Raw genomic sequence first — 25,949 nt, 5'->3', positions numbered from 1 at the left:
CACCGGCAAATGCGCAGCGTGGCACTGGAGCCGAACTTGAAAAAGCGTGTTCTCGTTACCCGAGAAGATCTTCCCGGACGCGGCCTGGAGCGCCTTTCCGCGGCGGCCGAGCTGGTGGCCTGGCCGGGCAGCGGCAAGCCGGGCCCGGCGGAGCTGGCCGCCCTCGCGCCGGGGGCGAGCGCCGTCCTGGCGCTGGGCAACGACGCCGTGGACGCGGCGCTGCTGGACGCCGCGGGCCCGTCCCTGCGCGTCGTGGCCCTGGCCAGCATGGGGCATGACAACGTCGACGTCGCCGCGGCGGCCGAGCGGGGCGTCGTCGCCACCCACACACCGGGGGTGCTCGCCGAGACCACCGCCGACCTCACCTTCGCCTTGATCCTCGCCGCCCGGCGCCGACTGGGCGCTGCGGGTGCCCGCCTGGCGGGAGGCGGCTGGGACCTGTTCCGGATGCGCGACTACCTCGGCCTGGACATCCACGGCGCCACGCTCGGCCTCGTGGGCTACGGGCAGATCGGCCGCGCCGTCGCGCGCCGCGCCCAGGGCTTCGGCATGCGGGTGCTCCACCATGACCCGTACGCGGGCGAGGACTCCCTGTCGACGGCGGTGGGGTGGGAGTCGCTGCTGGCCGAGTCCGACATCGTGTCGCTCCACGTGCCGCTCACCGACGAGACCCGGCACCTCGTCTCGGAGCGTGAACTCGCCGCGATGAAGCCCACCTCCACGCTGGTCAGCACCTCCCGCGGCGGCGTCGTGGACGAGGATGCCCTGCTCCGTGCCGTACGCGAGGGGCGGATACATTCCGCGGGTCTCGACGTGTACGAGCGCGAGCCGATGGGGGCGGCGTTGTCCCCGCTGGTGGCGGAGGAGAACATCGTCACGCTGCCGCACATCGGCTCGGCCACCGAGAGCACCCGTGCCGCCATGGTCGACCTGGCCGTCGACAACATCCTGGACGTTCTCGCCGAACGCCCGGCGCGCACCGCCCTGCCCGGCACCCCGGCCGTCCCCGGCGGGTCCGTACCCACCACCGAGGCCTCCGCATGAGCCACCCGATGTTCGACATCACCGGCCAGGTCGCCCTGGTGTCCGGCTCCAGCCGGGGTATCGGCAAGGCCCTCGCGCGCGGCCTGCTGGAGGCGGGCTGCACGCTCGTGCTGAACGGCCGCGACACCGCCGCCCTCGCGGCGGCGCGGGAGGAATTCGCCGCGGCCTTCGGCGAGCGGGTCCACACCGCCGCCTTCGACGTGACGGACTCCACCGCCGTCGAGCGCGGCGTCGCCGACATCGAGGAGCGGGTCGGCCCCATCGACGTGCTGGTGAACAACACCGGGCGGCAACAGCGTGCCCCCTTCACGGAGTTCACCGACGAGGACTGGCACGGGCTCCTGGACACCAACCTCACCAGCGCCTTCATCGTCGGGCGCGCGGTGGCGCGACGGATGACCTCGCGAGGGCGCGGCAAGATCGTCAACATCTGCTCGCTTCAGAGCGAGGCGGTCCGCCCCGGCATCGCGCCGTACTCCGCGACCAAGGGCGGTCTGAAGATGCTCACCAAGGGCATGTGCGCGGATCTCGGACCCGCCGGGATCCAGGTGAACGCCATCGGTCCGGGCTACTTCGCCACCGAACTCACCTCGGCGCTGGTCGCGGACGAGGAGTTCACCGCCTGGGTCCGCAAGCGCACCCCGGCCGGGCGGTGGGGGGAGGTCGGGGATCTCGTCGGCGCCCTGATCTACCTGTCCTCCCCCGCGTCCGACTTCGTCAACGGACAGGTGCTGTACGTCGACGGCGGCATGCTCTCCGTCCTCTGAGCTGAAGGCTCCGGCCGCTGAACTGACGGCTTCCCCTCCGTTGAACCGATCCCCCGCCGAACTGGAGGCTCTCCCTCCGCCGAACTGAAGGAAGGCAACCCATGCGCGCCTGTGTCGTCCACGCGGCAGGAGATCTCCGGGTCGAGGAGCGTACCCCCGCCGACCCGGGGCCCGGTGAGATCGCCGTGGCCGTCGCCCTCGGCGGCATCTGCGGGTCCGACCTGCACTACTACCACCACGGCCGGGTCGGTGACTTCACCGTCCAGGAGCCGATGGTGCTGGGGCACGAGATCGTCGGCCATGTCGCGGCCCTCGGCCCCGGCAACGACGGCCCGGTCCCGGGCACACCGGTGGCCGTCCACCCCGCCACACCCTGCGGCCGTTGCCCCGAGTGCGCGGCCGGGCGCCGCAACGTCTGCGCCGACACCCGGTATCTGGGCAGCGCGGCCCGCACCCCGCATGTCCAAGGCGGGTTCGCCCAGCTCGTGACCGTGCCCGCTCCGCAGCTCCGGGCGCTGCCCGAAGGGCTGAGCCTGCGCCGTGCCGTCGTGGCGGAGCCCCTCTCGGTGGCCCTGCACGCGGTGCGGCGGGCGGGCGAGGTACGCGGCAAGCGCGTCCTGGTGACGGGAGCCGGCCCGATCGGGTGTCTCGTCACCGCCGTCCTGCGCCACCACGGCGCGGCCGAAGTCGTCGTGAGCGATCTGCTCGACACCCCGCTGCGCATCGCCGAAGCCTCCGGAGCCACCGCCACGCTCCGGGCGGACGATCCCGCGCGGCTGTCCGCGGCGTACGACTTCGATGTCGCGATCGAGGCGTCCGGGGCGCCCGCCGCCCTGCGCAGCTGCGTGGAGCGGGTCCGCCGCGCGGGTACCGTCGTACTCCTCGGGCTGCTGCCGCCGGGCGAGATCGGCCTGTTGGGCAACGTCACCGTGACCCGCGAGCTGGAGCTGCGGGGGGCCTTCCGCTTCGACACCGAGTTCGACGACGCGATCGGACTCCTCACCGGAGGGCTGCCCGTCGACGCGATCGTGACGCACACTTTCCCGCTCGCCGAATCCGGCGCTGCCTTCGCTGTCGCCCACGACCGCACCGTCGCGTCGAAGGTTCTGCTGGACCTGACAACTCCCTGAGCGGCGAGCGGGCCTCGTGGTCAGTGGCGTGTGCTGTCGTCCGGTGCGGTGGGGTCGGCGCAGGTGGTGGCCGGGCTCTTGTCCTTGGCGAGGAAAATGGTCTGCGCCATCATCCGGTACCCCGACATTCCCTCGCGCAGCGTCTCGATGGATTCCTCCGGGTGCACGGAGTCGATCACCGCGTTCGGGCCCACCGCGTTGAACTGGTGTGACACCCCGCGCGGGATCTGCATGTCCACCCAGGAGTTCGGCGGCACGATCACGTTGTGCCGGTCCCGGTGCAGCCCGGCGGGCGTACCGGGCAGCGCGTCGGCGAACGTGTTCAGCGGACCGGTCCAGCCCGCCGAGGGGCGCACCGTGATCGGGGACAGGCTGGAGACCCGGATCGTGGTCTCCGGTCCGGTCATCATCCGTACGAACCGCAGCCCGGTGTGCAGGTGCATGCGCGAGCAGATGTCGCGCTCGGCGGTGTCGTAGAAGTCCATGAGATAGCGGTCGGCGAAGAAGCCCTCGAAGGGGGGCTCCAGCATGAAGACGTCGCCTTCCTCGAACTCCTGCGCCTGTTTGAGCGCGTCGGCAGGGGTGGGGCTCGCCTCCTCTCCCCGGTGCGCGGCCCGGACCAGTCCGGCGAGGGACTCGACCACGGCCAGGGCGACCTCCGGCGGCAGTTTCACCACCGGAGTCAGCCGGTTCCGGCCCGGGTCCTGGTGCCGCCGGACGTCGAGGATCTCGTCCTCGTGGTCGGGAGCCTGCTTCATCCGGCCGGTCGTTTCGGTGCCTTGGGTCATCCAGTCGCTCCTGTGTGCTCGTTCTGTCCGGGATCCGGCTGTCGTGCCCACAGCACGCCGCCCAGGTCGTGCCGCCCGGCGCGCAGGACCGAGCAGCCGGTGGTGGAGAATCCGCTCTCGCGCAGCCGGGTCAGCCGCCTCCAGCGATCCGTCCCGCCGTCCCCGGCGGAACCGTCCAAGAAGGCCAGCAGCGGGCCCAGCGGCCAGACGGGGGCGTCGGCCGCCGGCCCGTGCGGGAGTACGAGCAGTGCGCCCTCCCCGAAGCGGGCTTCGGTGCCGAACGGCACCGGTGGCCCCTCGTACCCGTGGCGGGCCGCCACTTCCGCGGCGAGTTCCGCGTGCGCCGCCAGGGGCCACTCGGTGAGCAGCGTCGTGCGCCAGCGGGCCTTGGCCCGGGACAGCTCCGCGTCGTCCTCGCTGTGCCAGTGCTCCCGCAGGAAGTCGAAGGCGCCGAACACGGCTTCCCCGCCTGCTTGCTGGTGGTCATCGGCCCGCGGGCGCCGGGCGGAGTGCTCGGCCAGCGCCCGCAGGGCGGGGTGCTCGGCCCCCGAGCGCAGCAGATCGTGCGCGGTGGCCGCGGCATGGCTGAGCAGCCGTTCGTACCGTGCGGGGGCCAGCCGGCGTGCGGCGAGGGTACGGCTCATCGCCTTGCGCCGGGGCTTGCCGGTGGACGTCGCCAGGAACCCGCCGAACTGAAGTGCCGCAGGCCGCAGCGGTGCCCGCTCGTACAGTTCGCGTACCTCGGAGACCGGCCGCTCCGTGGCGACCAGTGCGACGTCCTGGCCGAGTGCGGGTTCGTCCACCGCGACCGCCGCGAACCGCCCGGACATGCCCGCCCGCCGCCAGCCGTGTTCGACGTCGAGCGGGTAGTGCTTCTCCCCGCCCCGGTTGATGCGCTCACCGGCACGGCCGCGCAGCACGAGCAGGCCGTCTCGCAGTTCGCCCAGATCGCCGGTGCGCAGCCAGCCGTCGTCGGTGACCGTGTCGGCGGTGGTCCGGCTGTCTTGCCAGTATCCGGTCATCAGGTCCGGGGTTTTGATCCACACCTCACCGGATTCCAGGCGCAGTTCGGTGTCCGGCAGCGGTGCCCCGACCGGTGGCACCCGCTCCAGGTACTGGCTGCGGAAGTCGGCGTCGTCGAGCCGGGGCACGGTGAAGCTGAAGTTGACCGCCTCGGTCAAGCCGTAGCCCTGCCGCAGGCGCGGGCCGTAACGGCGATGGAAGCGGCGGGCGAGGTCGGTGGTCAGCGGAGCTGCCGCGGTGACCAGGTACTCCAGGCCGTCCGGCCAGTCGGGAGAGACCTCCAGCAGGTCCGCCAGCAGCGCGGGCACGATGGAGGCGGTCCTGGCCCCGCCTGCGCCCAACGCGGCGAAGTAGCCGTCCGGGTCGAAGGCGGCCTGAAGGATGAGTGGTGCGCCGGTGAGGTGTGTGCCGAGCAGGGACATGACCAGTGCGTTGCAGTGGTACAGCGGAAGGCAGGTCCCGTGGGGTCGGTCCGGTGCCAGCCCGTGCAGGGCCGCCGTCTTGGCCGCGTTGCCCAGCACGGCCCGCCGGCTGAGCATGGCCCCTTTCTGCGGGCCGGTGGAGCCCGAGGTGAACATGATGAAGGCGAGGTCGTCCGGCGTCGTGTGGTTGTCGGGCAGGCCGGTGCGGTGCGGCCCGTGGCTGTCCACCAGGGCCGTCGCGGAGACGCGCTCGGCGATCCCCCTGACCGCCGCCGCTGTGGAGCGCGGGTGCAGCGGGACCGCGACGAGCTTCAGGTCGAAGCAGGCGAGCAGCACGTCCGCCAGCTCGCGGCCGTTGGGCAGCCGGACCACCACCCGTGCGCCGGCGGGCAGTTCGGCCAGGAGTCCGGGTTCGGTGCCGTTCAACGCGGCCTCCTCAACAGGTCGCGGAGCTGGGCTCCGATGCGGTCCACGTGCTGCGGCTGCATCACACGGTGGTGGGGCGCGGCGGTGTGACCGACCGTCAGTTCGCCGCCGACGTGGGGCCGCCACAGGTCGTGGTGCGAGGCCCGGCGCGGCGCATCCGCCGCCGCTTCGATGTAGGTGGTGTCCCCCGGGTAGCGCGGTGGACGGTAGGCCCGCATGAGCCTGTCGTTGTGGCGGGACACCTCGATGACGCGGCCGATGTCGTCACCGGTGAACCGCGCGAACACGCTTCCCTCGCGGTGCAGCAGCGACGAGACGGTGTCGAAGTCGAGGTCCGCCGCGGCGAAGTGGTGGTCATCGAGCCCCGCGGCCGTCAGCAGCACCCTGAAGACGCGTTGGTCGTCGATGTGCTCTTCCGGTCCGGTGTCGGTGCCCGCCACCGTGTCCACCAGGAACAGTGACCCGGCGGGCTCGCCGAGTTCGTGCAGCCGTACCGCCATCGCGTGTGCCACGAGTCCGCCGAAGGACCAGCCGACCAGGTGGTACGGGCCCTCGGCACGTACCGAGCGCAGCAGGCCCAGGTAGTGCTCGGCCATCGCTTCGACGGTGTCGGGCAAAGCGGCCACCCCGTCGGGTCCCTCGGCCTGGATGCCGTACACCGGGTGGTCCCGGTCGATGTGCCGCAACAGCCCCGAATACAGCCAGCTGAGGCCGCTGAGCGGATGGACGCAGAACACCGGCGCCGCGGTGCCGCCGGTCCGGAACGGGACGAGGTGAGCCGGTGCGGACTCCGCGGGTGCCTGGCCGAGCAGTCGGCTCAGCGCGGCGGGCGTGGCCGCCTCGAAGACGTTCCGGACCGAGGGTTCCAGTCCGAGCACGGTTCGCACCCGCTCGGCCAGCCGCGCCGCCAGGAGCGAGTGCCCGCCCAGTTCGAAGAAGTTGTCGCCGGGACCGGCCCTGGGCACGTCCAGCACCTCGGCGAACAGCTCGCACATCAGATGCTCGCGGAGGTTCTCCGGCGGCATGCCGCCCGGGGCCGCCCAGTCCGGTTCGGGCAGTCGGTCGCGCAGCAGCTTCCCGTTGGTGCTGAGGGGGAGCCGGTCCAGCGCCAGCAACCGGGCGGGCACCATATGGTCCGGCAGGTGCCGGGCCAGGTGCGCGCCCACGGAGCTCAAGTCGGCCCCGGCGGGTGTGACGTACCCGACCAGGCGGCGGTCGTCGGCACTGCGGTCGTGCACGGCTACCGCGGAGGTGTCCACCTCCTCGTGGCGGGACATCACGGCTTCGATCTCGCCGAGTTCGACGCGATGGCCGCGGATCTTGACCTGGTCGTCGGTCCGGCCGTGGAAGCACAGCACCCCGTCGGCCGTCCACGACGCCAGATCGCCGGTGCGGTACATCCGGTGCCCCGCCGGGCCGAAGGGGTCCGGGACGAACCGGGTCGCCGTCAGAGCCGCCTGGTGGAGGTAGCCCGTCGCCACGCCCGCACCGGCCAGGTACAGCTCACCGGGCACGCCCGGCGGCACCGGCCGCAACCGGGCGTCGAGCACGTAGCACCGGGTGTTCCACAGGGGACGCCCGAGCGGCACCGTGGCGGCCGTCGCCCGGCCGACCGGGTGGGTGGTGGACCAGACCGTGGTCTCGGTCGGGCCGTAACAGGCCAGCAGCGACGCCGTGAGACCGCTCAGCTTCCCGGCCAGCTCCGTGGGAACCGCCTCGCCGCCGATGACGGCGCGGATGTGGCGCAGCCGGTCCGGCCGCCGCGTCGCGAGGGCCTGCCACAGGGACGGGGTCGCCTGCATCACGGTGACCTGGTGCCGGTCCAGCAGAGCGGACAGCTCCTCGGGCTCCCGCAGCGCGCCCTGGTCGGCGAGGACCATGGTGGCGCCGGTGACCAGCGGGAGGTACAGCTCGGGCAGGGACATGTCGAAGCCGGCGGGCGCGGCGGCCAGCATCCGGTCGGCCGCGTCGACGCCCAACTGCTCGCGCAGGGCGAGCACCAGGTTCACCAGGGCGCTGTGGGGCACGACGACCCCCTTGGGCCGCCCGGTGGAACCGGAGGTGTACATCACGTAAGCCGTGGTCTGAGGCACGGTCACCGGTTGCCCGGCACCGGCGGTGACGGTGAGCCCGGTGAGCCCGTCGCCGTCGCGCACCACCGGGGAGTCGCCGTCGCGCACCACCAGCGAGGGGCGGGCGTCCGCCAGCAGCACCGCGATCCGCTGCGGCGGCAGCGAGGGGTCGATCGGCAAGGAGGCGGCACCGATCGACTGGACCGCGAGCAGCGCGGCGGGCAGGTCGGGATCACGCCGCAGCTCCAGCGCGACCAGACTCCCCGGCCCGGCCCCGCGGGCGCTCAGCTCGGCCGCGATGCGGTCCACCCGCTCGGCCAGCTCCCGGTAGGTGAGCCGGGTGCCGCCGTGCCGTACGGCGGGGGCGTCCGGAACGCGCAGGGCCTGCGCCGCGAACAGTTCGGCCACGGTGGCCCGGGGCACCTCGCGGGCGGTGGAGTTCCAGCGACCGGTCATCCGCTCCCACTCCCCCGCGACGAGAATCGGCAGGTCCGCGATCCGGCGGTGCGGCTCTGCCACCACAGCGCGCAGCAGCTGTTCCAGCCGCGCGAGCAGCAGCCGGGCGGAGGCGGGGGTGAACAGTTCGGTGTCGTACTCCAGCAGGCCCTCGACACCGGCTTCCGCCCCGTGGTCCGCGTGGTGCTGGCGCAGGCTCCACAGCAGGTCCATGCGGGAGGCGCCGCCGTGCGCTGCGACCGGCTCGACCCGCAGGCCCGGCAGGTCGAACGCGGCGGGCGGAGTGTCCTGGAAGGCCAGCATCACCTGGAAGACGGGGTGGCTGGACAGCGAGCGCGGCGGGCTGACCGCCTCGACCACTTGCTCGAAGGGCAGTTGCTGGTGGGCGAAGGCGTCGAGGTCGGTGGTGCGGACCCGCTCCAGCAGCTCGGCGAACGTCGGCGTGCCGCTGAGGTCGGTACGCAGCACCACCGTGTTGACGAAGCAGCCGACGGTCTCGTGGAGCGACTCGTCGTGCCGTCCGGCCACGGGCGTGCCGACGGGGATGTCCTCACCGGCGCCGAGCCGGGACAGCAGCACCGCGACGGCGGCGTGCGTCACCATGAACAAGCTGGTCCTGGTGGACCGTGCGAGCTCGGCCAGGCGCGCGTGCAGCTCGGCGTCCAGCGTGAACTCGACGGTCTCACCGCGGTGCGCCGATACGGGCGGCCTGGCGTGGTCGGTCGGCAGCGTCAGCACCTCGGGGGCACCGCGCAGCGTCTCCTGCCAGTACGCGGTCTCGGCGCGAAGGTCGAGACCGCGCTGCCAGAGGGCGTAGTCCGCGTACTGCACGGGCTCGTTCGCCCACCGCGGGGCCTCGCCCGCGACGCGCGCCCGGTAGGCGGTGGACAGGTCGCGGGCCAGGGGGCCCAGTGACCAGCCGTCCGCGGCGATGTGGTGCAGCAGGATCAACAGCACGTGCCGCTCCGGCGCGGTCTCGCAGAGCAGGACGCGGACGGGGAGTTCGGCGCCGAGGTCGAAGACGTGCGTGGCCGCGTCGGCGAGTACGCCCGGCAGCTCGGCCTCCGAGGTGGTCACCGCCTCGAACGACAACTCCTCCGCGGTGCCGATGGACTGGTACGGCTCGCCGTCGATCTCGGTGACGGTGGTGCGCAGGCTCTCGTGCCGGAGGAGTACGTCGCCGAGGGCGGCGCGCAGGTCTCCGGCCGACAGGGGGCCGCTCATCCGGATGGCGAAGGACATGTTGTAGACGGAGTTGGGCCCTGCGAGGCGGCTGAAGAACCACAGCCTGCGCTGTGCGGGGGACAGCGGGATCCGCTCCGGCCGCTCGGACGGGACGAACCGGCCGGACGGAGCGAGCGGGTCGGACGAGGCGAGCGGGTCGGACGGGGCGAGCGGGTCGGACGGGGCGAGCGGGTCGGGGACGAGCCGGTCGCCCGGTGCGCCGGCCGGCTCCGGCAGGTGCCGTGCCAGGTCGGCGACGACGGGGGCGTCGAACAGGGTGCGGATGCTCAGCTCGCAGCCGGTCAGCGCCCGCACCCGGTTGATCAGCCGGGTGGCGAGCAGCGAGTGCCCGCCCAGATCGAAGAAGCTGTCCTCCGCGCCGACCTCGGGGACCCCCAGTGTCTCGGCGAACAGCGCGCACAGGAGGCGTTCCCGCTCGTTCTCGGGCGGGCGGCTCACCGGCAGCGCGGACTCCGGCTTCGGCAGGGCTCCGCGGTCCAGCTTGCCGTTGCCGGTCAGCGGGATCTCGTCGACCAGGAGGACGAAGGCGGGCACCATGTGCGCGGGCAGGACCCCTCGGGCGTACTCGCGCAGCGCGGCGGGGGTCGTCTCCCCGGCCGCCACGGCGTAGCAGAGCAACCGGCCGCCGTCGGCATCGGTGTCGGGGAGCACCACGGCGCGTTCCACGGCGGGGTGCCGTTCGAGGACCCGTTCGACCTCGCCGGGCTCGATCCGGTAGCCGCGGATCTTCACCTGCTGGTCCGTCCGGCCCAGGTATTCCAGGGTGCCGTCGGCGCGCCGCCGCGCGAGGTCCCCCGAGCGGTACATCCGGGCTCCGGGCGCGCCGGACGGATCGGCGACGTAGCGGCTCGCGGTGAGTCCGGGCCGTCCCAGGTACCCCCGCGTCACCCCGGGACCGGCGACGTAGATCTCGCCGGGGCAGCCCGGCGGGACCGGCCGCAGCGCGTGATCCAGCAGGCGCAGGCGCAGATCGGGCAGCGCGGTGCCGATGACGCCTGCGGTCTCCTCGGGGTCGTCCAGCTCGGCGTAGGTGGAGTGCACGGTGGTTTCGGTGATCCCGTACATGTTGACCAGCGTCGGGCGGCCGGGGCCCTGCCAGGAGCGGATGCGCGAGAGTTCCAGCGCCTCACCGGCGAACACGACGACCCGCAGCGCGGGCAGCCTGCCCGATCCCGCCTCCGCTTCGGCCCGCATGAGCTGGTAGAAGGCCGAGGGGGTCTGGCTGAGCGCGGTGACCCGCTCCCGGGCCAGCAGCTCCAGGAGGTCCCGTGGTGACCTGGCGACGTCGTCCGGCACCACCACTAGGCGGCCCCCGCGGCCCAGCGCCGTCCACAGCTCCCACACCGAGACGTCGAAGGCGTAGGAGTGGAACAGCGTGTGCACGTCGTCATCGCCGAATCCGAACCGGGAGTCGGTCGCCGCGAGCAGCCGCACTGCGTTGTGGTGCGAGACCACGACGCCTTTGGGGGTCCCGGTGGAGCCCGAGGTGTAGATCACGTAGGCGACGCTGTCGGGGTCCACGGCCGGACCGAGGTCGTCCGCCGGGTGGTGGGCGGCCGGATCGGTGCCGTCGAGCACCATCTGTGGGTGCGGCACCGCGAGCGGCGTGGCCGTCACGACGAGTACGGGATCTGCGCCTTCCAGCACCTGCCGCACACGTTCCCCGGGGTGGGCCGGATCCAGGGGCAGATAGCCGGCTCCCGACTTGAGCACGGCCAACACCGCGACCACGAGGTCCAGGGAACGGGGCAGCACCAGGGCCACCAGGCGTTCCGGTCCGGCCCCGCGCTCGGACAGCAGCCGCGCGAGCCGGTTGGCCCGCGCGTTGAGCTCCTCGTACGACAAGGTGGTGTCACCGCAGGTGAGAGCTGGTGCCGTCGGCCGTCGGCGCACCTGGGCCTCGAACAGCGCGGGCAGCGCGGCCGGTGCGGAGTCGGCCGAGTCCACCCCCGCACCGGCCGGGGTCTCCGACTCGTCGGGCAGCAGCAGCCCGACCTGCCCCAGCGGTGCCTCCGGCTTCGCGGTGATCCGGTCGAGCAGCGCGCCGAGGCGGTCGAGCAGACGGCGTGCCTCCTCCTCGCCGAACAGGTCGGTGCTGTGGTCGAGGCGCAGCCGCAGGCCGCTGCTGCCCGGGACGGCGATCAGCGTCAGCGGGTAGTGCGTGCCGTCCCGCCCCTGGACGTCCCGGAGTTCGAGGCCGGGCACGAGGTCGCGCAGCTCGCCCTCGTCGATCGGGTAGTTCTCGAACACCACGACGGTGTCGAACAGTTCGGCGTGCCCGGCGATCGACTGAAGCCGTGTCAGGTCGGCGTGCTGGTGGTCCAGCATGGCCAGTTGCTGGGCGCGCAGGTCCGCGAGGGACTCGGCGACCGACCGGTGCGGATCGAGGCGGACCCGTACCGGAATGGTGTTGATCAGCAGGCCGACGATCCGCTCCGCCCCGGGCAGCTCCGCCGGCCTGCCGGAGACCGTCGTGCCGAACACCACGTCGTCCCGCCCCGTCAGGGCCCCGAGCAGGACCGCCCACGCCAGCTGCGTGACGACGTTGGCGGTCAGCCCGTGCTGTCGTGCGACGGAGTCCACCCGCGCGCTGATACCGGCGTCCAGCTCCGCCGTCACGGTGCGGCGGGCCGCGGACGAGCCGCGCCGGCCGGCGCCGCCGACCAGCGTCGGGCCGTCGACGGAGGACAGCAGCGCGCGCCAGGCGGCCTCGTCGGCGCGGGAGTCGCGCGTGGACAGCCAGTCGAGGAAGTCGCGGTACGGCGTCGCGGGCGGCAGCGAGCGGCCGGCGTAGAGCGAGAACAGCTCCTCGATCAGGACGGGCATGGACCAGCCGTCCAGCAGGAGGTGGTGCGTGGTCAGGACGAAGGTGTGGCGCTCGTCGGCACGGTGCAGCAGGGCCGCGCGGACCAGCGGAGGGCGGGCGAGGTCGAACCGGCGCCTGCGGTCGGTGTCGAGGAAGTGTTCGAGGTCCGCGTACGGCTGCTCCTGCCATTCGACGGTGAAGTCCGGGTCGACCACCTGTACGGGGCGTCCCGATGGGCCGTGCCGGACGCCCGCGGAGAGCTGAGGGTGACGCAGCAGCAGGCGGTGCAGCGCGTCGCGCAGAGCGGCGGGGTCCAGGTTTCCGTCGAGCTCGAAGACGAACTGGACGAGGTAGGGGTCCGCGCCGTCGTGGTCGTAGAGCGAGTGGAACAGCAGCCCCTGTGCGAGCGGGGGCAGGGGCAGGGCGCCGGTCGCGCGGGAGCGGGCCCGGCGCGTCAGCGCGGCCAGCACGTCGAACCAGCGCTGTGCGAGCTCGGCTGCCCGCGACTCGGGGAGCAGCTCCCCGGGCCAGGACCAGTTGGCCACCAGCCGGGGGCCGTCCGGATGATCGGCGATCACCGCGTCGAGCTCCACGGTGTGGCTGATGGCCAGCCCGCCGCCGGTGGGAGCGCCGACCACGGTGGCGTCCGCCGCCGTGGCGTCGGCCGCCGTGGGGTCGGCCACCACCGCGTCGGCCACGACCGCCCACTCGCCGTCGCCGCCGACGTCGAAACGGCCCAGGTAGTTGAACGCGAACTGCGGCGAGGGCCGGGCGGCCAGCACCGGGCCGCTCTGCGGGTTGAGGTGGCGCAGCAGACCGTGGTCCAGTCCCGCGCGCGGGGCGTCGCGCACGCACGCCCGCACCTTGGCCACGGCACCGTCCAGCGCCGTCGGGTCGGTGCGGGCGTCCCGCCAGGAGCAGCCGGGGTCGAGCACCACGGGGAGCAAGGTGGTGAACCAGCCGACCGTGCGGGACAGGTCCAGGTTGTCGGCGAACTCCTCGCGGCCGTGGCCTTCGAGGTCCACGAACAGCGCGTCCGGTCCGTCCCGCCAGTCGGCGGCGGCCAGGGCGAACGCGGTGAGCAGCAGCTCGTTCACCGAGCAGTCGAAGGCCGCGGTCGCGTTGGTCACCAGGCGCGCGGTCAGCGTGCTGTCCAAGGTGGCGGAGTGCCGGCGCCGGGTGTCCTCGGTGTCCACGTCGGCGTCCAGCGCGCGTGCGGCCACCGGGGGATCCACGGGCGCCGCCTCCCACCGGGGGAAGGCCTCGAGCACGGAGGCGTGGTGCGCGTGCTGGACCAGCGCCTTCGCCCACTGCGGGAAGGAGGTCCCCGTGGGCTGCAGCCGCGGTGTACGCCCGTGCCGGACGGCTTCCCATGCGGCCCGGAGGTCTTCTTGGAGGATGCGCCAGGAGACCCCGTCGACACTGAGGTGATGCACCGTCAGGGTCAGGCGGCCCGGCTCCCCCGGACCGGGGTCGTCCCAGCTCGCGTGCACCACTTGCCCGTGCTCGGGGGTGAGCACCGCGTCCGAACGGTTCAGCTCGACCGTGGCGTGGGGCAGCACTTCCAGGGCCCAGAGTGTGCCCACCGTGGTCAGGGAGAGCCGCAGCATGTCGTGGTGGTCGACCAGCGCCCGCACCACCGCGCGCACCTGCGCCTGTGTCATTCCCGCCGGAGTCCGTACGGTCAGGGACTGGGCGAAGCCGTCGATGGGGCCGCCGCGTTCCCGCAGCCAGTGCATGATGGGCGTCAGCGGGACGGTGGGATCTTCCGTGTCGCCCAGCGCGACCTGACGGCCCGGTTCCGGCCCGGCTTCGACGCCGCAGGCGAGGCCGGAGACGGTGGGCGTGCGGAACACGTCCGGGGTGCTGATGGCCAGCCCGGCCCGCTGCGCCGCACCGGCGAGCTGGATCGCCTTGATGCTGTCGCCGCCGAGCTGGAAGAAGTCCTGGTCGAGCGGGACGTCCGCCAGGCCGAGGACTTCACCGAACAGCCCGGCCAGCCGGCGTTCGGCGCGGGTGCGAGGAGTCCTGGCCGCATCGGCGCCCCCGGCGTCCGTGTCCGTGCCCCTGGTGTCCGTGTCCGCGCCCCGGGCGTCCGGAGCGGGCAGCGCTGCCCGGTCGAGCTTGCCGTTGCGGGTCAGGGGCAGCCGGTCCACTTCCACCACCGCTGACGGCACCATGTGCGGAGGCAGCCGGTCCGCCACCGCGTCGGGCAGCGTCGTCGTGTCACCCGACGTGGCCACGTAGGAGACCAGCTGCCGCACTCCGGGCCGGTCCTCGCGCAGGACGGTCGCCGCCTGCCGCACGCCGGGCTCGGCCAGCAACGCGGCGTCGATCTCCCCCAGTTCGATCCGGTAGCCGCGGAGCTTGATCTGTCCGTCGGCGCGTCCGGCGAATTCCAGCTGTCCGTCGTGGTTCCAGCGGGCGAGGTCGCCCGTGCGGTAGACGCGGGCGCCGGGCGGACCGGATGGATCGGGCACGAAGCGCTCGGCGGTCGCCGCCGCCCGGCCGAGGTAGCCCCGCGCGACCCCCACGCCGCCGAGGTACAACTCCCCCACCACGCCGGGTGGCACCGGCCGCAGCGCGTCATCGAGTATCAGCACCCGCTTGCCGTCCAGCGGCACGCCGATGGGGACCGATCCGGTGTCTTCGGGGGTCTCCTCCACGGCGAATCTGGTCGCGAACACCGTGGTCTCGGTGGGCCCGTACCCGTTGACGACGGTGAGCCCGGGCAGCGCGGACCGCACGGCGCGCACCGCCTCGGGGGACACCACGTCACCGCCGGTCCACACCTGGCGCACCCCGGCGAGGCACGCGGCGTCCTCCGCGGCGATCGCGTTGAACAGCCCGGCGGTCAGCCACAGCCCGGTGACCCCGGTGGCGGCCGTGACCCGGGAGAGGACGGCCGGGTCGAGCCGTCCCGGAGGGGCGACGATCACCTCGCCACCGGTCAGCAGCGGCACCCACAGTTCCAGGTTGAACGCGTCGAAGGCGTGCGGCGAGTGCAGCAGTACCCGGTCCGCGCCGCCTTCGGACCACCACCGGTCGGCGGCGAGCCCGGCAAGATTGCCCTGGGTGACCGCGACTCCCTTGGGCCGTCCCGTGGAACCGGAGGTGAACATCACGCAGGCCGGCACATCCGGCGTGAGCTGCGGCTCCGGGGCCCCGGTTCCCCTCGCCCGTACGTCCAGCTGCCGCAGACCGCGATCGCGTGCCCACGCGACGATCCGGTCCTCCTCGGTGCTCCGGTCGGTGAGCAGCACCAGCGCTCCCGCGTCGGACAACGCCGCTTCCTGCCGGGAGACCGCGTCGTCCCGTTGCAAGGGGACATAGGCCGCGCCCGCCTTCACCACCGCGAGCGCCGCGACGACCAGGTCCACCGACCGTTCGAGCAGCAGCGCGACGGTCTGCTCCGGGCCCGCGCCGGCCGCGGCGAGCTCGGCGGCCAGCGCCGAACTCCGCGCGTCCAGTTCGCGGTAGGTCAGCCGCTCACCGGTCTCGGCCGAGCGCACCGCGAACGCGTCGGGCGTGCGCCGTACTTGGCCGGCGAACCGGCCTGCGGCCGTGTCGGCGGGCGTGGCCGACGAGCGCTCGCCTGTGCCCAGAGCGGCGCTGTGCCGGCGCTCGCTCCCGGTGGTCGCCGCCATCCGTGCCAAGGGCGTGTCCCGGTCGGCCTCCGCCAGCTGCCACAGCAGGTGCGAGAAGCGGTCGGCGATGTCTTGCAGCAACTCCGCGCCGTGGTTGGCGGGGTTGGCGTCGAAGTCGAAGCGCAAAGGCCCGTCGCCACGGTCGTACGCGACGATCGAGAGGTCCTCCGACGGCGGCGCCTGGAGGTTGTGGACGGTCGCGGTCGTCGGGCCGAACCGCAACGGCCGGTCGAATCGCTGGATGTTGAGCACGGGGCCGAAGAACTTGCGGCCGTCCTCGGGACAGTCCAGCTCACGACGCAGGCGCTCGCCCCGGTATCGCTGGTGGCGGCGTACCAGTCGCAGTTCGGCGGCGACCTGGTCGAGCAGAGCGCCGACGGTGTCCGCCGGATCGACGTGCAGCCGCAGGGGCAGGACATTGGCCGACATCGCGGGGACGGCCTGGACGAGTTCGGGCGGACGGCCGGCGACCGGCAGGCTCAGCACGATGTCGCGGCTGCCGGTCATCGCGTGCAGGTATGCCGAGGTCGCCGCGGTGAGCAGCCGGGTCCAGCGGTGCCCTAGCCGCTGCGCACCGGCGCGCAGCCTGGCGAACTCCTCGGCCGGCAGCACCCTGGTCAGCCGCAGCGAACTTGCCGTGGCCGGGGCCGGGTGAGTGCCGAGGCTCAGGAAGTCGGGCCGCCCGGCCAGTCGCTCCAGCCACCAGTCCCGGTCCGCGGTGCGTTCGGCGGTCTTCCGGTAGGCGGCTTCGGCGTCCACGAGGTGACGGAGCCCCGTCCATCCGCTCTCCGGAACGGCACGCCCGTCGTACAGACAGGTGTAGATCTCGGCGACGCGTTCGGCGAACAGGGCCATGCCCGCTCCGTCGAGAGCGATGTGGTGAACCCGGTGGAACACCAGCGAGCGGTCGTCGGTGACGCGCAGGACGGCCCCCAGGAACAGCGGCCCGGCGTCGCTGTCCCCGGCTTCGGCCACATCGGCTCGCATCCACTCCATCGCGGCGGCGTCCGGGTCGGCCGCTCCCCGGAGGTCGACCACCTCGACGGCGTGTTCCGGGTCCCGGAGAAGCTGTTGCACCGGCGAAGAACCCGTTGTCCCGGTGATGGTTGTTCCCGTGATGCGGACGTTGACCGCCTCGCATTCGGCCGCCGCTTTGGTGACCGCGGCGGCCAGGAGGCCGGTGTCGGCGCCGCCGTCCAGGACGAGGTACTCCGCCCACTGGTAGGCGCCGGAAGAGCCGAGCCCAGCACGCTCCGCAAGCCAGATCCCGAGTTGAGCATCGGAGAGTTGTAGTTCAGGGCAGTTTTCGGGCACGAGAACGAGCATCCCCATCGGTCTTGTCGGCGTTACGCCGACGGCTGCCATCGGATGTGGCCAGGTTGATCGAGAAGTGGACCGCTTCATCGAAACACAACAGGCAATGAAACAGTAAAGGGTTGGCAATATGATCCATATCACGATTACCGGGAACCACCCGAACTCCCCACCGAAAGAAGGGGATCGGCTCGCGTAACATAAAACGTCCATCCGGACCGTCCCGGCATATCAGACCGCGGGTCATCTGGCCGGAAAACCCCCTTCCGTGGCTGGTCCAAGCCGCTTCGCGTGGGGCACGGCGTCGACTTCGCCACACACCGTCCGGCCGCCCGAAGCCTCCCCCGGTGAACAGCACCTGAACTACGTGAAATTCTTCGGCAGAGGATTGCTCCACGTTTCAGCGGGACCGAAGCAGGGGAGCGACCGTAAAGCGGCGCCCGCGTGCCAGTTTTCTACGCCTCTTCACCGGTGGGCCGTTCGAGGCGTGCACTATAGAGTCGGCACACGGATATCTGATGGCGGACTCCCGCCCTGTGGACCCGAATCTGCCGCTTCCTGGTGGGCCGTCCGCGCGCGTCGCACGATTCCGGAGAGAAAGAATTCACCGAGAAGGAGTGACCGGATGAGCAGCAATCCCTTCGAGGATCCGGACGGCACCTACCTGGTCCTGGTCAACGACGAGAGGCAGCACTCGCTGTGGCCCTCGTTCGTCGAGGTTCCGGCGGGCTGGCAGACCGTGCTCGGAGAGACCAGCCGGGACGCGGCACTCGAATACATCGACACCCACTGGACCGACCTACGGCCCCAGAGCCTCGTCCGGGCCATGGAGAGCTCCGACACGGCCTGACCCGGGCACGCGCGCGGCCCCGCCCCGGGGTTTCCGACGGGCGGGGCCGCACCCCGCCCGGACAGCCCGGCCGACCTGGCGCCGCCGGCCGGTCACGCGACGCCGCGCGCCCTCACGCTCGACTCGGAACGCCCCGTCGACCCGCACGTTCTGCGCACCTTCCCCCGTCGCCACGCGAGGCGCACACGTGGGCACTCCGGTTCGGCGCCGACGCCGAGCATCACGTGGGCGACCTGAATCTGTGACCCGAACCCAAGAAAGGCGATCCAGGCGGCCCTTGGGCCCGTCGGAGAGCAGGACGGGCATCGCACCGGGGCGCGTCTTCACGTACGGCATGGCGTCGATGCAGCCGCGCGCCGTCTTCAACTCCACGTCCGGCGTCGCCCGAGCGAGCCACCCGTCCACGAGCTCCGCCACGGTGGCCTCGCCCGGCAGGACGAGAGACCTCGGCTGCGCTGGTGCTCGACGCGCGCCGCCGCTGCGCACTCCTCCTCGGCAGTCGGCTTGGTCGCGAGGCCCGCACGCGGCGCGTCACCAGCGAGCGGTGCGACAGCCGCCTCACAGCGGCGAGGCATCGCCACCCGCCTCGCCCGAAAACCAGTGGAGCCGCACTTCCGTGCGCCGTTACCGTGCTCCCGCCCCTGTCGCCTTGCCGAGGACGTGCCGTTGTACACCCAGTGAGACCTCCCGAGTGCTGATTCGTCGCGCGTCGCGCATGTGCGCCGCGCTCCTTTTCGCTGCGGACTTCTCACTGGAACCGGTGTACTGCTGTGCTCGAAAACTGGGCGGTCGTGCCCACCTGCCTGCCTGTCATCCTCCGCCGTTGCCACGCGTGCGCCTCCGAGCGCTTCCGGGCGAGCGGCAAATTCCGCGTCAACGCACACCACAAGCTCCTCGACGTCTGGCTCCTCGCGCTGTGCACCGTTTGCGGGGATACCACCAAGCTCACCGTCCTGGAACGGATGAACGTGCGCTCCATACGACCTGAGCTCCTGGACCGGCTGCACCACAACGACCCCGGTCTGACAGCCGAGTTGCTCCAGGACCCGGTCGTGCGGCGACGAAACCGCATCGCCCTCGACTGGGACAACGCCTGGCGCCTCGACACCGGCGGACCGGATCAGCTGGAGGACGAGGCGATCGAGGTCTCGGTCCGCTTTGCGGCGCGGATCCCTGTCCGGCCGGCGCGACTGATCGCCGAAGGTTTCGGCTTTCCGCGAGCCGAGGTCGAGAGACTGATCGCCGAGGGGAATCTCGTATCGGCAGTCCGCCTGAGCGGCAAGCTCTCCGGCGACTTCACCTTCACGCTCAAGCGCTGAGTCCTCCCGGGACAGGGCCTGTCCGGCAAGATCCGCCGGACAGGCCCTGGGCCGGGTGATCGTCTACGGGGTCACCGCAAGATGGCCGGTGCGATCGGCCGGCGTGCGGGCCAGGACCCCGGAACCGTGTACTTCAGGTTTGGTCTCCGAGCCCGGAGCCTCAGCTGTTGGCCAAGGTGCGGTCGAGGAGGGGAAGCAGGCGGTCCCAGTGGTGCTTCAGTGCGGCGGGGCTGAAGGCGTCGGTGTCGGACATGGTGAAGCCGTGGATGGTGCCGGGGTAGATCTCGGAGGTGTAGCTGATACCTGCGGCATCCAGGGCCTGGTTGAGCTCGCCGAGGGCCTCGGGCGTCATGTCGGTTTCGGCGTGGCCGAGGTGGACCTGGGCGGTGAGCTCGGAGAAGAGGCGGCGCAGGCTGTCGGGCCCGTCGGCGCCCACGGGGCCGTGGAATCCGGCGACGGCGGCCACCTGGCCGGGGTGGGCCGCGGCGGTGCGCATCGCCAGGAGGCCGCCTATACAGTAGCCGGTCACCGCGACCGGTCCGGCGCCGACCTCGGGCTGGGCGGTGAGGAATCCGAGGTAGGCGTCGGCGTCGCTCAGGACACGTTCGGCGGTGTGCGCCTCGATCAAGGGCATCAGTTGGGCGATGACCGCGGGCCGGACCTCTTCTCCGATGTGCTCGGGAAGTTCGATCAGCGGTGCCGGGCCGTGGCGGTAGAAGAAGTTGGGGACGAGCACGTAGTACCCGTGCCCGGCCAGTTCGCGGGCCATCTCCCGCAGCACGGGCCGGATACCGAAGGCGTCCGCGTACATCAGCACACCCGGGTGCCGCCCGTCGCCGTCGGGGAAGGCGGCGAAAGCGTCGGCCTGGCCGTCCGCGGTGGGAATCCGCAGTGACTTGATGGGCAAGATCTTCCTTCCTTGGGCTGATGCCGGTGCACAGCCTCTGTCAGGGGTGAGGCCAACCGGAGATCAACCCGGCGATGACCTACGCTCACGCGCTCACGCCGGGCAGACCGGTACGAACCGGAGTAGTGACGATCGAGCCGGCCGACACCGGGAGGCCGACCAGGGTGGCTCCGTCCGGATCGGCGTTCCCTTCACGCCGGCTACCGCCGTAGAAGATCTCCCGCCTGACCCGGATCGTGGCCGTTCTCAGCGACAACGGCTGTCCGCCGCTTCCTCAGTCCCGGTGTTCGCGTGGTTCGCGTGGTTCGTCACACAGAGTAAAGTACAACGAGCGTGGCAGCGAGTGCAATGATCATTGCACTTCCCCTCGGGCGGGTACCTTGACCAGGGCAGCGGCGGCAAAGAGGGAAGTCACCCATGAGGCAGCGCATGGCGGAGAAGCGGGCGGCCCTCATACAGGGCGCGCGCAAGGTCTTCGGGCGGGACGGCTATACGCGCACGAGCATCGACTCGATCGCCAAGGAGGCCGTGGTCTCCACCCGCACGATCTACAACCACTTCCCCGGTGGCAAGGTCCAGCTCTTCCGGGCCGTGGTGCTCGAGGGCTCGGAGTCGGTCGTCGAGGCGCGTCTCGACGCGATCGACCGTCGGCTGCACAAGGTGACCGCGGCCGACCTGGAGCAGGACCTCGTCGAGTTCGTACAGGCCTGGGTCGCCCCGTTGCGCCAATTCGCCGACCATTTCGCGGTCGTCCGGCAGATGCGGGTCGAAAGTGCCCATGTCCCGGAGGAGTTCCTCACGGCCTGGCGGCGGAGCGGACCGCAGCGGGCGTCCGACGCGGTGGCCGAGCGGTTCGAGCGGCTGGCCGCCGACGGGCTGCTCGCGACGGACGATCCGGCGCGGGCGGCCCGCCACTTGCTGCTGCTCACGGTGGCCGAGATCAACGAGCAGAGCTTCGACGGGACGCTGCCGCTCTCGGAGGAGGCGGAGGGCACCATCATCGAGTCGGGCGTACGGGCCTTCCTCCGGGGATACGCACCGCGTTGATGCGCCCGTGCGTACAGCGGGGCGGTGAACGCCTTCTCCCCTGTGCCGTCGAGCTCCCCCTCATCCAGTTGGTTGTGGACGCCCTCCGGGAGCCGAAATCCTCGGTTGATCTGGACATCAGTAATGATCACTCCAATGTTGACTTCCGAGAAGAACCAGACTCAAGAGCGGCCTCGATGACGCCGCCAAGCGCTCCGCGCCGCTGGCTCCCGATACGTTGTGAACGCAGTCGGCCCGCATCGGGTTCAACAGAGCCCCCGATGGCTCGAGTCGGAGAGTGGCCGTTTGTCCGGTGCGAGTCGTCCTGGGCCGAAGATCCCGCCGTTGTCGGTAACTGGCGTACAGCAGACTGTGCTTGAGGGCTGGGCGCGGCCCACCCGGTCACACGAGTTGACGTCGTCAGCGACACGACTCTCCCTCCTCGAAGACGGTGCCCGCACTCACGAGCGCACGGGAACGCAGGGTCCCCCGGGGGGGCGTTTTCGCACCGGGCGGTGGCGATGCCAGGCACGGCCCATCGGGCGAGGGACCCCTCCGAGCCTGGGTGTCGCGTGTGTTCCGCTGAGCGAGGCCTTGGTGTCGTGCGTGTTCTACTGAGCGACGGCGCCCATTCGGCCGAAGGTCGTTGGCGGTGACGCTGACTGTTGTCCGGGCCCGGGGCGGGACTGAGACTTCGATCGAGCGGACCGCGTCTCCGCGGTTCACGGCTGATCACCGCGTATGAGCTGCACTTGTTCTTCGCGCCGACGCGGGAGGAGGCAGCGCGGGCAGCTGAGCGGATGGACTCCGACGGTCATCAGCTCGCGCTGTTGCCGGCACTGAAGCCGTATCAGCGGATGGGCAGGTTCCCGAGGTCAGATGAGTATCCGGAGAGGGTGGTCGACTTCGCAGTCGGCCCCTGCGACTGAACGCCCTCCGCGCGGCCGGCGTAACCGACCGCGCCCACCGCTCGCGGAGCAGGCGGCCGGTTCAGCCTGCCAGCTGCTGTAGCCACTCGCGCAGCAGAGCCGTCTCCGTGCCTCGCAGAGGTACCCCGGCGCCCGCAGCCGGGGGCCCGGCGGTGAGCGCGGTTTCGAGTGCGGCATCGAGGGCGAGTGCGCGCGAGGCCAGGTCCGGCCCGGATGAGGCGGGCGAGTCCGTGGTGACCGAGGCGATGACGGTGTCCCGCAGCCGTGCCGAAAGGGTCAGGTCCCGCTCCGAGGACTGTTCCCCGATCAGCGCCAGCGTGGCACCCGTTGTCGCCGCGTGGATGACGCGGGTCGCCTGCTCCACCGGAACCCGAAGGCGCCCGGCCTCGGCCGCCCGGCCCAGCAGTCTCACCAGCAGGGCGTGCGCCTCGTCCGCGGCCGGGGGCCGCCGCCCGGGCCGCACAGTGCCGTACATGAGCATGTAGAACGCGGGGTGCTGCACTCCGAAGTCGACGTGCAGGTCCCAGCCGCGGTAGAGGTCGGCCACCGGGTCGTCGGGGGTCAGCGCCAGCGCCTCCCGTTTCTCGGCCAGGTACATCTCGAACCCGTAGGCGGCCAGCTCGGCCAGGAGTCCGTCCTTGTCGTCGAACATCCGGTAGAGCGCGGGGGCCGTGATGCCCGCGGCGGCGGCGACAGCGCGCGTGGAGACCGCCTCGCTGCCACCCTCCTCCAAAAGCTTCGCGGCCACCTGTAGCACTTGGCGCCGCGCGGCGCGTCGTCCCTCATCCATGGAACAACGATATCCCATTTTGCGTATCGCCGCCTTATCGGTGCTACTGTTCAAAGCGGAACGGCGATCCACACTGGGTGGCCGACGCTGCCCGCGACACCCGGGCATGCGCCACACCCCGGCCGGGGCCGCCGGTCCCCCATTCGTGGAGCAGTGCGGCCGACCGCCGCAGCGGGCAGCTCGTCGCCCGCCGGCACCACCGAACACGCCGCCATCGCGGCAGGAGAGGAACACCCATGTCCGATATCTCGATCGTCATCGCGTCGCACTCCGGCTACGGCCACACCGCGCAGATCGCCACGGCCGTCGCGGACGGCGCACGCTCCGCCGCCGGGACGCGGGTCCACCACGTGGACGTCGCCTCCCTCAGCGACGCCGACTGGGAACTGATGGACGCCGCGGACGCCATCATCTTCGGCACCCCCACCTACATGGGCACCGCGTCGGGGGCGTTCCACGCCTTCGCCGAGGCCACCAGCAAGCGGTGGATGACCCGCGCCTGGAGCGACAAGCTCGCGGCGGGATTCACCAACTCCGGCTCCATGAGCGGCGACAAGCTGCACACCCTGCAATACCTCTCGCTCCTGGCGGCCCAGCACGGAATGCTCTGGGTAAGCCTGAACCTCCTGCCGGGCTGGAACACCACCACATCCACCCCCCAGGACGACAACCGCCTCGGCTTCTACCTCGGCGCCGGCGCACAGAGCTTCAACGACACCCCCGCGGTCCACGACGCAGACCTGAACACCGCCCGCCACCTCGGCCGACGCGTCGCCGAGCACACCCGCATCCACCGCGCCGGACTGACCGCCGCAACGCACTGACACAACGGTCCGCGAACCGCCCCGGCAGCCCCACCCCGCACGAGCGAACAGCGACTCCGGACCAGGAGGCCGCGGGTGGAGTCCGCCACGGTCGAAGGAGTCACGCCGGCGGGCGGTACCCGGCAGAATCGTCCGGTTCGCCGAGAGGCCGCGCGAGGCGTATCACCCATAGAGCACTTTTCATTTATAAAGCACCTATTTCTATTCAAAGGAGTGCGTCATGCAGCACCGGACACTGGGAAGCCAGGGCCTTGAGGTCTCGGCGATCGGCTACGGCGCGATGGGCCTGACGATGGCCTACGGACCCACCGACGAGGAGGCCGGCGTCGCCGCCCTCCGCCGCGCCCACGACCTGGGCGTCACCTTCTTCGACACCGCCGAGATGTACGGCTGGGGCACCGGATCCAACGAGATCCTGGTCGGCAAGGCGGTCAGGGACTTCCGCGACGACGTGGTCCTGGCCACCAAGTTCGGAGTCGACATGTCCGTGCCTCCCGAGCAGATCGGCGGCGCCCTCAACAGTCGGCCCGACAACATCCGCAAGGTCGCCGACAACAGCCTGCGCTACCTCGGCGTGGATCACATCGACGTCTTCTACCAGCACCGCGTCGACCCCGAGGTGCCCATCGAGGAGGTCGCGGGCACCGTCGAGGAGCTGATCGACGCGGGCAAGGTGAAGTACTTCGGCCTCAGCGAGGCCGGACCCGAGACGATCCGCAAGGCGCACGCCGTGCAGCCGGTTTCCGTCCTGCAGACCGAGTACTCCCTGTTCGAACGGGACGTCGAGCAGCTCTTCCCCACCCTGGACGAGCTCGGTATCGGCTTCGTCGCCTACTCCCCCCTCGGCCGCGGGTTCATCACCGGCACCGCCAAGCCCGCCGGCCAGTACGAAGCCACCGACATGCGCAACGTCGACCCGCGCTGGCAGCCGGGCAACTTCGAGAAGAATCTCGAAGCCGTCGACCAGCTCGCCGAGCTCGCGGCGGCCAAGGACGCCACCGTCTCCCAGCTGGCTCTGGCCTGGCTCCTGACCCGGGGCGAGCACATCGTGCCGATCCCCGGCACCCGCAGCCCGAAGCGCATCGAGGAGAACGCCGGCGCCGCCGACCTCACCCTCGCCGACGCCGACCTCAAGGCCATCGACGAGATCCTGCCTCTGGGCGGCTTCGGCGCCCGCTACACCGAGGGGCACGTGCCCACCTGGATCTGATGATCCACCCCGGGACAGATGCCACTCGGGTCGGCTCCGGTGAGATCGGCGCAGGGCGGCGGGGCGAGGCGGAGGGTGTCGTGTGAGCGAGTTCGGATGCGTATGGGCTGACGCGTGCACGGAAGGCGTCCTCGGTTCCATGTGCGCGTCGCCCTCGTCGCTCTCACCGCCCCGTCCGGCCGGCTCAGCGTCTCGGAAGTCGCCGCCCACTGGCAGTTCGCGGACAGCCACTTCATCCGGGCCTTCAAGAGGCACTACGGCCGGACTCCTGCCGAGTACGTCCGCTCGACCAGGCCGGCCTGATATGCCACCTGCGCGGACTCCGGGAATCGACGATGCCCGAGAGTCTGGCCATGATCGGAGCCGGGCCCCGCAGGCGCCGCAGACCCGGCCCTGATCTCGACGTCGACCAGCGGAGTCCCTACTGAACTTGATTGAGGAACAAGGACTTCGCTGCCGCGTTGCGGGTGAGCGAGCAGATCACCAGGGCTGTGAAGCACAGACTCAAGCAGTGGGCACCAGGGTGCCGTCGACGATGAGAACGGTGTCCCTGCGGAACCGGCTCCGCTGCCGGAGCGCCAGCAGCGGACCGAGGTGGTCAATGATGCGGTCTGCGGCCGACTTGGAGATCCCGAACAACGGCGCCAGCTGGCGCATGGTCAAGTTTGTGCGCCACTACGCCGTGACCAGCAGGACGCGATCCTCCAGCGACAGACTTCAGGGCCGGCCGCGCGGTCGGTCTGCGGCCTGCTCACGTCGTACCGCGGCTACCAACTTGCCGAGCCGCGCGGGCTCAGCCCCGTAAAGGGTCCTATCCAGGACGGCACCGATGCCGTGATCACTCCACCCACACAGTGATCGTTTCAGCCGGGGCGAGCGGGTCGGCGAGGGGCCGGATTGACCCCGGCTGAGCACGGTGTCGTCGGGCGACAGAATCTACATCACGTTGATTAA

General features: G+C 71.5%; 14 protein-coding genes and 1 pseudogene. 9 read left to right on the top strand and 6 right to left on the bottom strand.

Going from position 1 to position 25,949, the window contains the following annotated elements:
* The first annotated feature begins 36 nt into the window (after positions 1-36).
* From OHB04_RS37520 to OHB04_RS37510, 3 genes are all read left to right on the top strand, one after another.
* Positions 37-1,044 (top strand): NAD(P)-dependent oxidoreductase, encoded by a 1,008-nt coding sequence (locus OHB04_RS37520; protein WP_326809203.1) that lies wholly within the window; start codon positions 37-39, stop codon positions 1,042-1,044.
* On the top strand, positions 1,041-1,811 hold the full coding sequence (locus tag OHB04_RS37515) for an SDR family oxidoreductase (protein WP_326692094.1): 771 nt from the start codon (positions 1,041-1,043) through the stop codon (positions 1,809-1,811). The genes OHB04_RS37520 and OHB04_RS37515 overlap by 4 nt, the downstream gene beginning before the upstream one ends.
* A 101-nt stretch (positions 1,812-1,912) precedes the next feature.
* A complete protein-coding gene (locus tag OHB04_RS37510) occupies positions 1,913-2,941 on the top strand; it encodes an L-idonate 5-dehydrogenase (RefSeq protein ID WP_326692093.1) in 1,029 nt (342 codons plus the stop codon).
* Positions 2,942-2,961: 20 nt separating this feature from the next.
* On the opposite strand, the gene OHB04_RS37505 is transcribed toward OHB04_RS37510, so the two are convergent.
* The 3 genes from OHB04_RS37505 to OHB04_RS37495 are packed head-to-tail and all read right to left on the bottom strand — an operon-like array spanning position 2,962 to position 17,140.
* A complete protein-coding gene (locus OHB04_RS37505; RefSeq protein ID WP_326692092.1) occupies positions 2,962-3,729 on the bottom strand; it encodes a hypothetical protein in 768 nt (255 codons plus the stop codon).
* Positions 3,726-5,600: a class I adenylate-forming enzyme family protein gene (locus OHB04_RS37500; RefSeq protein WP_326809202.1), complete on the bottom strand. Its 1,875-nt coding sequence runs from the start codon at positions 5,598-5,600 to the stop codon at positions 3,726-3,728. Before OHB04_RS37500 ends, OHB04_RS37505 begins: the two co-directional genes overlap by 4 nt.
* The gene (locus OHB04_RS37495) at positions 5,597-17,140 is read right to left on the bottom strand and encodes a non-ribosomal peptide synthetase (RefSeq protein WP_326809201.1); all 11,544 of its coding nucleotides are present in this window, start codon (positions 17,138-17,140) and stop codon (positions 5,597-5,599) included. The genes OHB04_RS37500 and OHB04_RS37495 overlap by 4 nt, the downstream gene beginning before the upstream one ends.
* A 625-nt stretch (positions 17,141-17,765) precedes the next feature.
* On the opposite strand from OHB04_RS37495, the gene OHB04_RS37490 reads away from it, so the two are divergent.
* Positions 17,766-17,990 carry an MbtH family protein gene (locus OHB04_RS37490; protein ID WP_326692088.1) on the top strand — a complete coding sequence of 75 codons (225 nt, stop codon included), beginning with the start codon at positions 17,766-17,768 and terminating at the stop codon, positions 17,988-17,990.
* 770 nt (positions 17,991-18,760) lie between these two features.
* The gene (locus tag OHB04_RS37485) at positions 18,761-19,309 is read left to right on the top strand and encodes a DUF1062 domain-containing protein (protein ID WP_326809200.1); all 549 of its coding nucleotides are present in this window, start codon (positions 18,761-18,763) and stop codon (positions 19,307-19,309) included.
* Positions 19,310-19,469: 160 nt separating this feature from the next.
* On the opposite strand, the gene OHB04_RS37480 is transcribed toward OHB04_RS37485, so the two are convergent.
* Positions 19,470-20,216: a dienelactone hydrolase family protein gene (locus OHB04_RS37480; RefSeq protein WP_326809199.1), complete on the bottom strand. Its 747-nt coding sequence runs from the start codon at positions 20,214-20,216 to the stop codon at positions 19,470-19,472.
* Positions 20,217-20,633: 417 nt separating this feature from the next.
* Here OHB04_RS37480 and OHB04_RS37475 point away from each other — a divergent pair, with 417 nt between their 5' ends.
* Entirely contained in the window at positions 20,634-21,263 is a 630-nt protein-coding gene (locus OHB04_RS37475; RefSeq protein WP_326809198.1) for a TetR/AcrR family transcriptional regulator, read from the top strand.
* A 969-nt stretch (positions 21,264-22,232) separates the two neighbouring features.
* Here the strand turns inward: OHB04_RS37475 and OHB04_RS37470 are convergent.
* Complete coding sequence (locus OHB04_RS37470) at positions 22,233-22,961, bottom strand: TetR/AcrR family transcriptional regulator (RefSeq protein ID WP_326809197.1); 729 nt, start codon at positions 22,959-22,961, stop codon at positions 22,233-22,235.
* A gap of 236 nt (positions 22,962-23,197) precedes the next feature.
* Here OHB04_RS37470 and OHB04_RS37465 point away from each other — a divergent pair, with 236 nt between their 5' ends.
* From OHB04_RS37465 to OHB04_RS37455, 3 genes are all read left to right on the top strand, one after another.
* Positions 23,198-23,785 carry a flavodoxin family protein gene (locus OHB04_RS37465; RefSeq protein ID WP_326809196.1) on the top strand — a complete coding sequence of 196 codons (588 nt, stop codon included), beginning with the start codon at positions 23,198-23,200 and terminating at the stop codon, positions 23,783-23,785.
* A gap of 220 nt (positions 23,786-24,005) precedes the next feature.
* Positions 24,006-24,995, top strand: a complete 990-nt coding sequence (locus OHB04_RS37460; RefSeq protein WP_326692082.1) for an aldo/keto reductase — start codon at positions 24,006-24,008, stop codon at positions 24,993-24,995.
* Positions 24,996-25,109: 114 nt separating this feature from the next.
* Positions 25,110-25,298 (top strand): helix-turn-helix domain-containing protein, encoded by a 189-nt coding sequence (locus tag OHB04_RS37455; RefSeq protein WP_442815045.1) that lies wholly within the window; start codon positions 25,110-25,112, stop codon positions 25,296-25,298.
* Between the two features lie 207 nt (positions 25,299-25,505).
* On the opposite strand, the pseudogene OHB04_RS37450 reads toward OHB04_RS37455, so the two are convergent.
* Positions 25,506-25,846 (bottom strand): annotated as a pseudogene (locus tag OHB04_RS37450) (helix-turn-helix domain-containing protein); the annotation flags it as partial.
* Positions 25,847-25,949 lie beyond the last annotated feature (103 nt).

The sequence above is a fragment of the Streptomyces sp. NBC_01775 genome, from assembly GCF_035917675.1.
Taxonomy (GTDB): Bacteria; Actinomycetota; Actinomycetes; order Streptomycetales; family Streptomycetaceae; genus Streptomyces.
This window is presented reverse-complemented; position numbering and strand designations above follow the sequence as displayed.

What these genes read in the sequence shown, in the direction of transcription:
- OHB04_RS37475 (WP_326809198.1), top strand. Translation starts at nt 20,634, where the DNA reads ATGAGGCAGCGCATGGCGGAGAAGCGGGCGGCCCTCATACAGGGCGCG.
- OHB04_RS37490 (WP_326692088.1), top strand. Translation starts at nt 17,766, where the DNA reads ATGAGCAGCAATCCCTTCGAGGATCCGGACGGCACCTACCTGGTCCTG.
- OHB04_RS37465 (WP_326809196.1), top strand. Translation starts at nt 23,198, where the DNA reads ATGTCCGATATCTCGATCGTCATCGCGTCGCACTCCGGCTACGGCCAC.
- OHB04_RS37470 (WP_326809197.1), bottom strand. Translation starts at nt 22,961, where the DNA reads ATGGATGAGGGACGACGCGCCGCGCGGCGCCAAGTGCTACAGGTGGCC.
- OHB04_RS37515 (WP_326692094.1), top strand. Translation starts at nt 1,041, where the DNA reads ATGAGCCACCCGATGTTCGACATCACCGGCCAGGTCGCCCTGGTGTCC.
- OHB04_RS37505 (WP_326692092.1), bottom strand. Translation starts at nt 3,729, where the DNA reads ATGACCCAAGGCACCGAAACGACCGGCCGGATGAAGCAGGCTCCCGAC.
- OHB04_RS37510 (WP_326692093.1), top strand. Translation starts at nt 1,913, where the DNA reads ATGCGCGCCTGTGTCGTCCACGCGGCAGGAGATCTCCGGGTCGAGGAG.
- OHB04_RS37460 (WP_326692082.1), top strand. Translation starts at nt 24,006, where the DNA reads ATGCAGCACCGGACACTGGGAAGCCAGGGCCTTGAGGTCTCGGCGATC.